Origin of the sequence: Winogradskyella sp. HaHa_3_26 (genome assembly GCF_019278425.1) — a bacterium.
In the GTDB taxonomy this organism is placed as follows: domain Bacteria; phylum Bacteroidota; class Bacteroidia; order Flavobacteriales; family Flavobacteriaceae; genus Winogradskyella; species Winogradskyella undariae.
Genome location: NZ_CP058981.1, coordinates 1,883,165 through 1,896,323, shown reverse-complemented (window position 1 = coordinate 1,896,323; position 13,159 = coordinate 1,883,165). Strand labels below are relative to the sequence as shown.

Annotated in this window: 8 protein-coding genes; 3 read left to right on the top strand and 5 right to left on the bottom strand. The window is 30.1% G+C overall.

Annotated features, from left to right (window positions below; all coding sequences use genetic code 11):
• Positions 1 to 1,571: 1,571 nt before the first annotated feature.
• The 3 genes from mnmG to H0I32_RS08150 form a co-directional block, all read right to left on the bottom strand.
• Positions 1,572 to 3,443 carry a tRNA uridine-5-carboxymethylaminomethyl(34) synthesis enzyme MnmG gene (gene mnmG, locus H0I32_RS08160; protein ID WP_179314165.1) on the bottom strand — a complete coding sequence of 624 codons (1,872 nt, stop codon included), beginning with the start codon at positions 3,441 to 3,443 and terminating at the stop codon, positions 1,572 to 1,574.
• 127 nt (positions 3,444 to 3,570) lie between these two features.
• Positions 3,571 to 3,984 carry an rRNA maturation RNase YbeY gene (gene ybeY, locus H0I32_RS08155; RefSeq protein ID WP_179314166.1) on the bottom strand — a complete coding sequence of 138 codons (414 nt, stop codon included), beginning with the start codon at positions 3,982 to 3,984 and terminating at the stop codon, positions 3,571 to 3,573.
• Complete coding sequence (locus H0I32_RS08150; RefSeq protein WP_179314167.1) at positions 3,977 to 7,576, bottom strand: DUF4175 family protein; 3,600 nt, start codon at positions 7,574 to 7,576, stop codon at positions 3,977 to 3,979. The genes ybeY and H0I32_RS08150 overlap by 8 nt, the downstream gene beginning before the upstream one ends.
• Before the next feature lie 278 nt (positions 7,577 to 7,854).
• Here H0I32_RS08150 and gltX point away from each other — a divergent pair, with 278 nt between their 5' ends.
• Together gltX and H0I32_RS08140 are read left to right on the top strand one after the other, a co-directional pair.
• Positions 7,855 to 9,372, top strand: coding sequence for a glutamate--tRNA ligase (gltX, locus tag H0I32_RS08145; protein WP_179314168.1), 1,518 nt, complete (start codon positions 7,855 to 7,857; stop codon positions 9,370 to 9,372).
• Between the two features lie 111 nt (positions 9,373 to 9,483).
• Positions 9,484 to 10,416, top strand: coding sequence for an SPFH domain-containing protein (locus tag H0I32_RS08140; protein WP_179314169.1), 933 nt, complete (start codon positions 9,484 to 9,486; stop codon positions 10,414 to 10,416).
• A 98-nt stretch (positions 10,417 to 10,514) separates the two neighbouring features.
• On the opposite strand, the gene H0I32_RS08135 is transcribed toward H0I32_RS08140, so the two are convergent.
• On the bottom strand, positions 10,515 to 10,721 hold the full coding sequence (locus tag H0I32_RS08135; RefSeq protein WP_173587631.1) for a hypothetical protein: 207 nt from the start codon (positions 10,719 to 10,721) through the stop codon (positions 10,515 to 10,517).
• Between the two features lie 60 nt (positions 10,722 to 10,781).
• Positions 10,782 to 12,791: a glutamine--tRNA ligase/YqeY domain fusion protein gene (locus H0I32_RS08130; protein WP_179314170.1), complete on the bottom strand. Its 2,010-nt coding sequence runs from the start codon at positions 12,789 to 12,791 to the stop codon at positions 10,782 to 10,784.
• A 137-nt stretch (positions 12,792 to 12,928) separates the two neighbouring features.
• Here H0I32_RS08130 and H0I32_RS08125 point away from each other — a divergent pair, with 137 nt between their 5' ends.
• Positions 12,929 to 13,129 carry a zinc ribbon domain-containing protein gene (locus H0I32_RS08125; RefSeq protein ID WP_179314171.1) on the top strand — a complete coding sequence of 67 codons (201 nt, stop codon included), beginning with the start codon at positions 12,929 to 12,931 and terminating at the stop codon, positions 13,127 to 13,129.
• The last annotated feature ends 30 nt before the right edge of the window (positions 13,130 to 13,159 follow it).

The window sequence follows — 13,159 nt, the reverse complement described above, 5'->3', positions numbered from 1 at the left end:
AAAAAATAACAAAGTAGTCCTGTAATTTTCTTTTTTTTAGAAGCGTTAATAAAATACAAGGAGATTAAAATCACAAAATGGAATTTATTTATTCCATTTTATTAATCTAAATCAAACTATTTTAGCGCAACAAAATGAATAAATCTAATATTAAACAACTTAAAAAATCAATAAAATTTACTTTTAAAAAGTATTAATATTGATAATTTAAACCAAACCTCACCTCCTATTTCAGTACATGTTTAAATTTAAAAGGCTGAAAACATATTAAAAAAACTACACATTGTTCCACGTGTAACATTTTAATTGAGTAGAAAAAGACAATATGTTTCTGTATTTAATCTTATAAAACAATACTATCTTTTAGTTTATTTTAAATAAAACACACTAACTAAAGCAACAAAATTATAAGATTTAGATACCAAAACTACTTTAAAAACAAGTAAAATTTACTTTTAAATAGTATTAATATTGATAATTTAAACCAAACCTAACCTCTTATACCAGTACATATTTAAAATAAAAAAGGCTGAAAACATATTAAAAACTACACATTGCTCAACGTGTAACATTTTAATTGAGTAGAAATAGATAATATGTTTCTGTATTTAATCTTATAAAACAATACTATCTTTTAGTTTATTTTAAACAAAACACACTAACTAAAGCAACAAAATTATAAGATTTAGATACCAATACTACTTGAAAAACCAGTGATATTCACTTTTAAAAAGTATTAATATTGATAATTTAAACCAAACCTAACCTCTTATACCAGTACATATTTAAAATAAAAAAGGCTGAAAACATATTAAAAAACCACACATTGTTCCACGTACAACATTTTAATTGAGTAGAAATAGATAATATGTTTCTATATTTAATCTTATAAAACAATACTATCTTTTAGTTTATTTTAAACAAAACACACTAACTAAAGCAACAAAATTATAAGATTTAGATACCAAAATCACTTGAGAAATCAGAGATATTTACTTTAAAAAAAGTATTAATATTGATAATTTAAACCAAACCGCACCTACTATTTTAGTACATATTTAAAATTAAAAAGACTGTAAACATATTAAAAACTACACACATTATTCTTCGTGTAACGTTATAATTAACCTAAAAATAGACACTATTTTTTAGTTTTCTATACTATAAAACAATGTATCTTTTTTACTTTATAGAAAAAATATCACCAAAAAAAGCACACAAAAACTATCTCTTTTTAAAAACAACACAAGCTTTAAATTTAAAAACAACTAAAATAAACAGCTTAAATTTTAATTTTAAAACTATTAATAACAATAAAAAACACAAAATAAAGCATCTATTCAAAGCTACAAATCTTATGTTTAAAAGTTGTTTTTCAAACTAAATCACGCCAATTTCAAGAAGAAATAATTAAAATAAAGAAGCTTTAAAACACTTTAAAAAGAATAAAAAAAAGAATGAAAAAAAATCGTTTCAAAGTATAAATAAGGAATAAATATGATATTATTATCTCGATGTTCCACGTGGAACATCGAGATAATAATATAAAAAAACTACTAATACAACATTAATTATCGGCCTAAATAAACCAATAAAACAGAAATATCATTAGGTGAAACACCACTAATTCTTGATGCTTGAGATATGTTAACAGGTTCTATTTTTGCTAATTTTTGCCTTGCTTCTATACTCATAGATTTCAATTTTGAGTAATCAAAACCGGTTGGAATTTTCAAATTCTCAAGTCGATTAAGCTTATCCGCATTGTTCTTTTCCTTCTCAATATAACCCGCATATTTGACTTGAATTTCTGTTTGTTCAATCATTTCTTGATCTAATTCATTAGCCAAAACATAATCATTTACAGCTTTAAATTGCCTAACATCATCGATAGTAATATTCGGTCTAGCATACAATTTAAACATCTTATCTTGCTGTTTAACCGGTGATGAATTCTTAGCTTCTAAGACCGGATTTGCTTCTTCAGGCGTTACACTTGTATCTCTAAAAAACTGTACAAACGCATCAGATTTATATTGCTTTTCTTCCATACGGTCTAAACGTTTTTTAGACGCTAAACCTAAATCATAACCTTTAGGTGTTAATCTAAAGTCAGCATTATCTTGTCTTAAAAGCGTTCTATATTCAGCTCTTGACGTAAACATCCTATAAGGCTCTTCAGTACCTTTTGTGATTAGATCATCTATTAAAACACCTATATAAGCTTCGTCTCTTTGTAAAGTAAAAGCCTCCTTTTCTTGCACTTTTAAACTTGCATTTATACCTGCCATTAAACCTTGAGAAGCTGCTTCTTCATACCCTGTAGTACCATTAATTTGTCCTGCAAAATACAAGCCTTCAACTAACTTAGTTTCTAAAGTATGCTTTAACTGTGTAGGCGGAAAATAATCGTATTCAATTGCATAACCAGGTCTAAAGAATTTTACATTTTCAAAACCAACAACAGAACGCAATGCTTTAAATTGAACATCTTCAGGTAATGATGTAGAGAAACCATTAATATAATATTCACAAGTATTCCAACCTTCAGGTTCTACAAATAATTGATGTCTATCTTTATCTGCAAAGCGATTAATCTTATCTTCTATTGAAGGACAATATCGTGGTCCAACACTTTTAATTCTACCATTAAACATTGGCGATCTATCAAAGCCTTCACGAAGTAAATCGTGCACCAATTCGCTTGTATAAGACATATGACAAGAACGTTGTTTTGTCAACGGTTTTGTAATATCTAAATATGAAAATTTGTCTGGATGTTCATCTCCAGGTTGCTCTACCATCTTAGAAAAATCTAAAGATCTTCCATCAACTCTAGGCGGTGTTCCCGTTTTCATTCTTCCAGATTCGAAACCTAAATTAACAAGCTGTTCTGTGATTCCAGTTGCTGCTCTTTCACCTGCTCTACCTCCACCAAAATTCTTATTACCAATATGGATTAAGCCGTTCAAAAAAGTACCATTAGTAAGTACAACAGACTTCGATTTTATTTCAACTCCAAGTGATGTTTTTACACCAACAACTTTATGATTCTCGACTAATAATCCAGAAACCATTTCTTGATAAAAATCTAAATTCTCAGTTCCTTCTAGAAGCATTCTCCAGTCTTCTGCAAAACGCATTCTGTCACTTTGAACTCTTGGACTCCACATTGCAGGTCCTTTAGATTTATTCAACATTTTAAATTGAATAGCAGACGTATCTGAAACAATTCCGCTGTAACCTCCAAGCGCATCAATTTCTCTTACAATTTGACCTTTTGCAATTCCTCCCATTGCAGGATTGCAAGACATCTGTGCAATGTTCTGAAGGTTCATTGTAATTAATAATGTTTTGCTACCCATATTTGCAGCAGCAGCAGCAGCTTCACTACCAGCATGACCAGCACCTACTACTATAACATCGTAAACTTCGTTAAACATATTTATCTTTGATTTTGTTCCACGTGGAACAATTTATTCCTACAAGCGTAGAATTTAAGTTTTATTAATAATTTTTAACTTGCTATCAACTTTAATAAAATTGAAACAAAGCGTAACTAAACGTTAATTAAAAATTTCGCTTAGCTAAATAATATTCTTCTTTAGAACGCATCATCTTTTCGTCTTCATCATTCTTATCCTTGTAACCACAATAATGTAAAACGCCATGAATAATAACTCTAGAAATTTCGTCCTTAAATAAGGTTTTAAAATCTTCTGCGTTTTCTTTTACACGATCTACAGAAATATAAATATCACCATGTAATTCTTTACCTAAAGAATAATCGAAACTGATAACATCGGTTAACGTATCGTGATCTAAAAAATCTACATTTAATTTATGTAAATAATCATCTGAACAAAAAATATAATTGATTTCTCCTTCCTTACAATTTTCTTCAGTAATAGCTTTTGAAATCCATTCTGAAATTTGGTCTGTGTGTTCTAAACTGAACTCGGTTTCGTTATTAAAACTAATCATCTGTGTCTTTAAAATACTCTTGAATTTTCTTTTTAAAATAATCTTGCAAAGGTAGTGCTTGACGATTTAAAATTTCGGTTGTATTGAAATATTGTTTTGCTGTTTCAATTTGATTTGAATTTGACTGATAAAACTCTTTAGTGTTTGTTTCAGATTTACGTTTGGTATCTTCACCTTGCATAAATGTAGCATTCTCCATTTTTAATAATTGATGTTGAACATCCATCATTTTTTGAAGTGTCTGATTTGTAAATCCTGTGTTTAATAAATCTAATTCAATCTCTTCCATTTGCTTTATTAATTGACCTGCAGATTGGATTGTTCCATCTTTAGAAATTCGGTCTTCTAAAGCTTGTCTTAATTGTTGTTGTTGTTGGTAAATTTTAAACAGCTCTCCATTTTGTTCTTCACTTCCGCCCTCTCCATAACCTTTATTTTTTTCACCTTCTCCTTCTCCATTTTCGCCTTCACCTTTATTTTTTCCATTCTTTCCACCCTTGCCATTTTTACCTTCTTTTCCATTTTGGCTACCTTCACCTCCTTCACCGTTTTCTCCAGACTTTCCACCTTCACCACTTTTTCCTTCTTGGCCAGATTTACCATTTTCACCACTTTCTCCTTGCTCACCTTCTTTTCCAGATTTTCCTTTATCAACTGGTTTTTCACCTTCACCTTGTTCGCCTTCTTTACCTTCTTCTCCAGGTTTCTTTCCTTCACCTTCCTTACCCTCTTTACCTTCTTTACCTTCTTCTTTTTTTACGCCCTCTTCCATTTGTTTATTCAACTCTTCTTGACTCATAATAATATCAGGTAAAGATTCACCATCACCTTTTCCTTGTCCTTTTGAAGGTTGCATGGACATTTCCATATTGTCTAAAACTTCACTTAAAAAATTAGCCAATTCATTAGTTGCAGTAACAGCATATTGTTGCGCACTTACACCAGAGTAAATTCTATTCTCTGTAAATTCATTAAGAGCTTTATCTATATTGAAATAAACATTTGAAATTTCTGAATTAACCTTTTCAGATATTTTAGGTTGTCTTAATGATAACGCAAATAAACTATCATCAATATGTTCAAAATGTTCTCTAAGATTATTTTGTTTTATAATATACTTACCGTAATTGTTATTATTGACATCTAAACGATCAAAAGTATTCATAAGTTCCTCTTGATCAAACGAATAACTCAGTAAATTCTCTAATATTTGACGTAAAGTATCAATATCTTCAGATTGTTGATCACCGCCACCGCCTCCACCAGACATTGCTTGATCCATCATCTCTGCCATTTGCTTCATCTTCTTAGCAGCTTTCTTTTGCTGTTTTTTAGCCTTTTCCTGCTTTTCATTGGCTTCAATAGACTTTTCTTCACCGTGGTCCTTTTCTTTTTCTTCTAGGGCTTCTTTCGCTTCCTTTTGATCATGATTGATTTCATTCTCTAAAAATTCATCTCTAGGAATATCTACAGATTTTTGAAGTTGTCTATCTTCTCTTTTAAGTTCATCAAGATCTTTTTGAAGTTTCTCGAATTCTTGATTTAGTTTTTCTTGAGCTTCTTTTGTATTTTCATTCTTCTTATCAGAAAGTTCTTCTTGTTTCTCTGATAACGTTTTTAATTCTTTAGAAACTTTCTCTGCTTTTTTCATGACATAAAAACGTTTAGTCAATTCTAAAAGCTGCTGCATGCTTCGTTTCTTATTTTTGTTTTGCTTGGCTAATTCATCAAGTTTTTGCGTGAATTTTTCTTTGTTGATTTTATCGTTTAATTTTTCAAGTTCATCTAAAAGCTTTTCATCTTTTTTAAGTTGCGCTTCATTTTCTTTTAAACGTTCTTTTAAATCTTCTTTGAATTGATCGTCTTTCTTTTCGTCCTTTTGAAATTCTTCTAAATTATCTTGAAGCTTTTTGTTGAAATTTTTCATCAACTGTTCTTGATTTTTTTGACGTTTTAAAAAATCTTCAAATTTCTTTTTATCATTAAAATTAAGACTTTCTTTTTCTTTTTGAGTTTTAGATAATTCCTCAAGCTTCTTATCTTGCTCTTCAAGTTTATCAAAAGTTTTACTGATATCCTTTATCGTTTCACTTTGCTCATTTAATTGTTTCTGCTCTTCTTCTTCTTTTGTTAATTTACGATAACTAAACGTTGAACTTTTTGTGCGCTTATAATTATGAATTGCGTCATTATCGAAAACTTCAAAATAAAGTTGGTAGCTCACTCCTTCTTCTAAATTTAATTGATTTGGAAAAGCACTTACAAATTCGCTAAAATTAGAATTAGAGATTGAAATTGGTGAAACCACTTTTTTTGATTCATCTTCTGTTGGATAATACACCAATTGTAATTTAGATAAACCATAATCATCATTGGCTTGTCCGAAAAAATATAAACTTTGTTGATCTATAGAATCTTTTTGAACTTTAATATGTAACTCAGGATAAATATCCTTTACAACATTAATGTTATAAGCTAAATTCTCGTAATCTGTTAAATCTTCATTACTAGTAGTAATGCTATAATTGTAATTTTTATAAAGTTGTTTAGAAGCTTCAAAATTATCGTCAGAATTTAATTTAAAACTCAAAGTGTCTTCTGCATAAATATGAACACTTGTAGTTGCTTTCGTTTTTGTTTTCCATGTTACTTTTGTTCCTTCTGGGATTAAAGCAGAACCTGTACTTTTCAACACTTCATCCTGTTTTTTAGTATATGAAGGGTAATCTAAAACCATATCAAAATTAACAAGGTTTGGTGTATTTACAACTGTAAGTTCATAAGGTTTAGACGTTACATCATTAGCCGTTAGTGTAAATTCTACAGCATCTTTTGGTAAACTAAATGTATAATGAAAATTACCAGGACTTACTTGTTGCAGAAAATAAGACTGACCATTAAATTTTATTTGTGCATTCTCAGGTATAACGTTCCCTGCAGTAGATACTTGTAATTTAAAATCTTTATTTTCTACAGCCTGGAGCGATTCATTAAGAACAAAAAACTGAAAAGGTGCAGGTGGCTCATAAGCTGTTTTATAATTTACAACACGCTCATAACTATCACTAAACCAATTAATTTTGCCCGTTATATAAGATAATAATAAAATAGCAACAGGTATAGCTGCATATTTTAGGTATTTTGTATTCGATTTAAAATTTACAGCAGTTTTAAAAGGAATGGGCTGTAATTCTAAAGATTTCTGCTCTATACTCGCTAATAATAAATCTGAATGTTGAACGCTTTCATTAAGTTGAAGGACATTTAATAATTTGTCATTAACTTCAGGAAAATGATTTCCAATTAATTTAGAAGCCGTTTCAAAATTAATACCTTTTCTAAATTTGAATAAATGAGATAACGGAATAGCGATAAACTTTACAAAGAGTCCTAATTCTACTAAAATAAAGACCCAGAATAAAATAGTTCTGGCCGTAGAACTCAACCATAAAAAATATTCTACAAGCAAAGTGATTATTAAATATAACAAACCAATGGCGAAAAAAAGGATAGCGCCTTTGAGTAATTCATTGGTATAATACCTTTTAATAAATTCTTCTAGTTTGTGTTTTATGGTTTCAAAATTGCTCATATATTATTCTAACTGACTAAACTACAATTTTATTTTTATTGCAATTACTGCAAAATTGGTAAGATTCTGTTAATAATAAGCCTTTTTGGTGTTAAATAGAGCTGAAATACAATCGTATTTAATTGAAACCATCAAATAATCGAATAATTTACAAGTCTATTTTTTAATTACATCTAAAAAACTTAGTGCATCACACTTCCAACTTCACAGCGATAATTTTATCTTTGCACGATATTCTGAAAGAAATTCAGATTCACAAACAATTACGATATTCTGTTATGTCTCAAAAAGTACGAGTGCGTTTTGCACCAAGTCCTACAGGACCTTTACATATTGGTGGTGTGAGAACCGCTTTATTCAACTATTTATTTGCCAAAAAACATGGTGGTGATTTTGTTCTTAGAATTGAAGATACCGATCAAAACCGTTTTGTTGAAGGCGCAGAAGAATACATTATAAAATCTTTAGATTGGTGTGGAATGCCTTTTGATGAAGGTCCAGGGAAGAATGAAAAATTTGGTCCTTACAGACAAAGTGAACGTAAGCATTTATACAGACAATATGCAGACGATTTAATTGCTAGCGGAAATGCTTATTACGCTTTTGATACTGCAGAACAGTTAGATGCAGAAAGAAAAGCACACGAAACTGAAGGGAAAACATTTATCTACAACTGGCATAACCGTGAAAAAGGACGCTTAGTTAATTCTCTAGTATTAACACCTGAAGAAACACAAGCTAAGATTGAAGCTGGTGACGATTATGTAATTCGTTTTAAATCGCCACAAGACGAAAATTTAATTCTAAAAGATATTATTAGAGGAACAATTAAAATTGATACTAATATTTTAGATGATAAAGTTTTGTTTAAAAGTGACGGGATGCCAACCTATCACCTAGCGAATATTGTGGATGACCATTTAATGGAAATTACACATGTTATTCGTGGTGAAGAATGGTTACCATCTTTAGCCTTACACAAATTATTATATGATGCTTTTGGTTGGGATGCACCAGAATTTGCACATTTACCATTAATTTTAAAACCAACAGGAAAAGGAAAATTAAGCAAGCGTGATGGTGATAAATTAGGTTTCCCTGTATTTCCATTAGAATATACTGCACCAGACGGAACGGTTTCTAGAGGTTATAAAGAAGATGGTTATTTCTCTGAAGCTGTCGTTAATTTCTTAGCTTTCTTAGGATGGAATCCAGGTACAGAACAAGAAATTTTTAACTTAGAACAATTAGTTTCTGATTTTGAATTAGAAAAAGTACATAAAGCAGGTGCACGTTTTGATCCGGATAAAACCAAATGGTTTAATCACCATTACATGCAACAACAATTAGATTTACATTTAGCTGAACAGTTTAAAACCATGCAACCAGAATTGGCTGAAATTGATGTGAATTTCATCGCTTTAGCAGTAGGTTTAATTAAAGAACGTGCAACTTTTGTAAGTGATTTTTGGAACTTGAGTCATTTTTTCTTTACAACACCAACTTCTTTTGATGAAAAAGCTTCTAAAAAAGCCTTAAAAGAAGGAACTGAAGACGTATTAAATAAAGTTATTGAACTTGTTAATAACACAGAAGATTTTACAGTTGAAAACCTACAAACTAAAATTAAAGGTTGGATTACAGATAACGAAATAGGATTTGGTAAAGTAATGATGCCTTTAAGATTGGCTCTTGTTGGCGCTTTACAAGGTCCTGATGTTTTTGATATCATGTATATGATTGGGAAAGCTGAAACGGTAAAACGTATTGAAAATTTAATAAAAAGTATCTCATAGAACGGTTTTAATAAGATGTAATCCTTATTGATTTACAGATTGATAAGGATTACTAAAAAACCAACTTTACATTTTGTATATTGTAGTATTAATTTTAAATAAAATCATGTTATGGGTAACTTTATATTAGTACCACTTTTATTAATTGCATTATTTGTATTGTTTTCATCATTCTTTGTGGTTAAACAACAAACGGCTGCCATTATAGAACGCTTTGGTAAATTTCACAGTATAAGGCATTCTGGTTTAAAACTTAAAATTCCGTTAGTAGATAAAATTGCAGGAAAATTAAGTTTAAAGATTCAACAATTAGATGTTATTATTGAGACTAAAACTTTAGATGATGTTTTTGTAAAACTAAAAGTTTCTGTACAATACAAAGTAGTAACAGAAAGTGTTTATGATGCGTTTTATAAGTTAGATTATCCGCATGATCAAATCACTTCTTATGTATTTGATGTGGTGCGTGCTGAAGTACCAAAAATGAAATTAGATGATGTTTTTGTAAAGAAAGATGATATTGCATTAGCCGTAAAAGCAGAATTAAATGATGCTATGATGGATTATGGTTTTGATATTATTAGAACTTTAGTGACTGATATTGATCCAGATCCACAGGTAAAAATAGCAATGAACCGTATTAATGCGGCAGATAGAGAAAAAACAGCAGCGCAATATGAAGGAGATGCACAACGTATCTTAATTGTAGAAAAAGCCAAAGCAGAAGCAGAAAGCAAACGTTTACAAGGACAAGGTATTGCAGACCAACGTCGCGAAATTGCACGTGGTTTAGAAGAGTCTGTAGATGTTTTAAATCGTGTTGGTATCAATTCTCAAGAAGCATCTGCTTTAATCGTTGTAACGCAACATTATGATACTTTACAAGCTATAGGGCAAGAAACCAATAGTAATTTAATTCTTTTACCAAATTCACCACAAGCAGGAAGCCAAATGTTAAATGATATGGTGGCGAGTTTTACAGCAAGTAACCAAATTGGTGAAGCCATGAAAAACAAAAAAAAGCTAGATGAAGCAAATGATTAATTGCTAAATATGTATAGCAACAATTGTTAATTTGTATTTATAAAAAAACCTCATAACTAATAATTATGAGGTTTTTTTATGAATTGAAAAGAACGGATTTAATGTTCCTTTTTATATTTCTCAATCATCTCTTTTAATTCATTTAGATAATTTTCTAAATCTTCTTTATTTAAACTTCCATCAGAATTATCACCTTTTGGTAATGTACTTCTAGTTTCACCTAAATATTTTTGAAGCTCAGGATAATTTTCTTCAATGTCTCTTGTAACCGTTGAGATTTCTGTAAGTATAGCTGTATGTTTCATAATTTTAAAGTGTTAACTTTAACTTAAGAAATTATACAACCAATCTCTCTCAATAAAATGTTAAATCTCTGAAGCCTCAGCTACTAACAATTCATTTTTATCTTCTTTAGCTTTCTCTATAAACTCATTAATAGCTTCATTTCTTTCTAAGCCATTTTTAAGCAATACTTTTAACGCAATTAAAGTTGCGATACGAGTACCTGCTTTTTTTACAGCAGTTCCAAATAGAGGCTCTAAATCATCGTAAGCAACATCATTGGCTAAAGTTTGTATCTCTGCTTTAGACTTTGCTTGTTTTTCTTCAGGTAAATTGGTGTATTTTTTACCCAATTGCTGAATAACACTTAAAGCAGGACGTTTTTGTTGTTGCTGTTGCGGCTTATTTTGAGTTTGATTATTTTGAGGTTTTGGTTTTATTTTTTCCCAACTATCTCTTAAGCCTACCGTTTTATTAAAAACTAATTTTTTGGCTTTAGAATCATTATCTACGTTGAAATATCCTAGACGTTGAAATTGAAACTGCTCTCCTACTTTAACATCTGCTAAACTTGGTTCTAAATAAGCCGTTTTTAGAGTTAAAGATTTCGGATTTAAAAGTTCCATAAAATCTTTGTCTTTATCACTATCTGGCGACTCGTGCATAAACAAACGATCGTATTCTCTAATTTCAGCTTCAATAGCATGTTTTATAGAAACCCAATGTAAGGTTCCTTTTACTTTTTTAGAGGTATCCTCGTCGTATGTACAATGAATTTCGGTAATCTCACTATTTTCATCTTTAACTACGCTATTCGCTTTAATGATGTAAGCATTTTTTAGTCTTACTTCACCACCAAGTTTTAATCTAAAATATTTACTTCCAGCTTCTTCTTTAAAATCATCTTTTTCAATATAAATTTCTCTTGAAAAAGGTACTTTTCTAAATCCTGCAGTAGCATCTTCCTGATTATTTTCAGCGTCTAACCATTCCTCTTTATCTTCAGGATAATTAGTAATTACAACTTTTATAGGATCTAAAACAGCCATCACACGATTGGCAGATTTGTTTAAATCTTCACGAATACAGAATTCTAATAAAGAAACATCTATTACATTTTCGCGCTTAGCAACACCTACTTTTTTTATAAACTGACGGATAGAATTTGGTGTATAACCACGACGACGTAAACCAGAAATCGTTGGCATACGCGGATCATCCCAACCCGAAACAAATTTATCTTCAACTAAACGCAATAATTTACGTTTACTCATTATGGTATAACTCAAGTTTAAACGTGCAAATTCTCGCTGTTTTGGCATCATAGGAAATTCATCTTTTGCATAAGCATGAACATTTTCCTTAAACCAATCATAAAGATCTCTGTGTGGTTTAAATTCTAAAGAACATAATGAATGTGAAATTTGTTCTATATAATCACTTTCACCATGCGTCCAATCGTACATTGGATAAATACACCAATCATCACCTGTTCTATGATGATGCTCAAACATAATACGATACATCATAGGATCTCGCATTAACATATTTGGACTTTCCATGTCAATTTTAGCACGAAGAATATGCGTACCAGCAGGAAATTCGCCAGCTTTCATACGAGTAAATAAATCTAGATTTTCTTCAATACTACGATCTCTATACGGACTATTTTTACCCACTTGCGTAGGTGTTCCTTTTTGTTCGGCTATTTCTTCAGAAGTTTGGCTGTCTACATAAGCCTTACCATCTTTTATCATTTGAATAGCCCAATCGTATAACTTCTGAAAATAATCTGAAGAATATAGTTCATTTTCCCATTGATAACCTAACCAAGCAATGTCTTTCTTTATAGCATCTACGTACTCTTGTTCTTCTTTTGAAGGGTTAGTATCGTCGAATCTTAAATTTACAGGTGCATTATACGTTTCCCCTAATCCAAAACTAATACCAATGGCTTTGGTATGACCAATGTGTAAATAACCATTAGGTTCTGGTGGAAAACGGAATCGAAGTTTGTCTTTTGCTAAACCGCTAGCTAAATCTTCTTCTATAATATGCTCAATAAAATTGAGGGCTTTTGTTTCTTCTGACATGTCTTGGGTATTAAGAAATAGAGATTATATAATAATACAATATCCTAGTTCTATAAATCGATTGTAAAATTAAACAAAATGTAACATTTATGCACTTTTTTATACTCATAGTATGAAACAATAAATTTAAATATATTATGAATTACAAATGTCCCAAATGCGATAATACAACTTATGAAACAGGTGAAATGAGAGCTACAGGTGGTACTTTTTCTAAAATATTTGATGTACAGAATAAGAAATTTACATCCGTTACTTGTAAAAGATGTAGTTATACAGAGTTCTATAAAACCAAAACTAGTGCCTTGAGTAATATATTTGATTTGTTTACGAATTAAAAAAAGAATAAATATTTATCTATTTCGTAT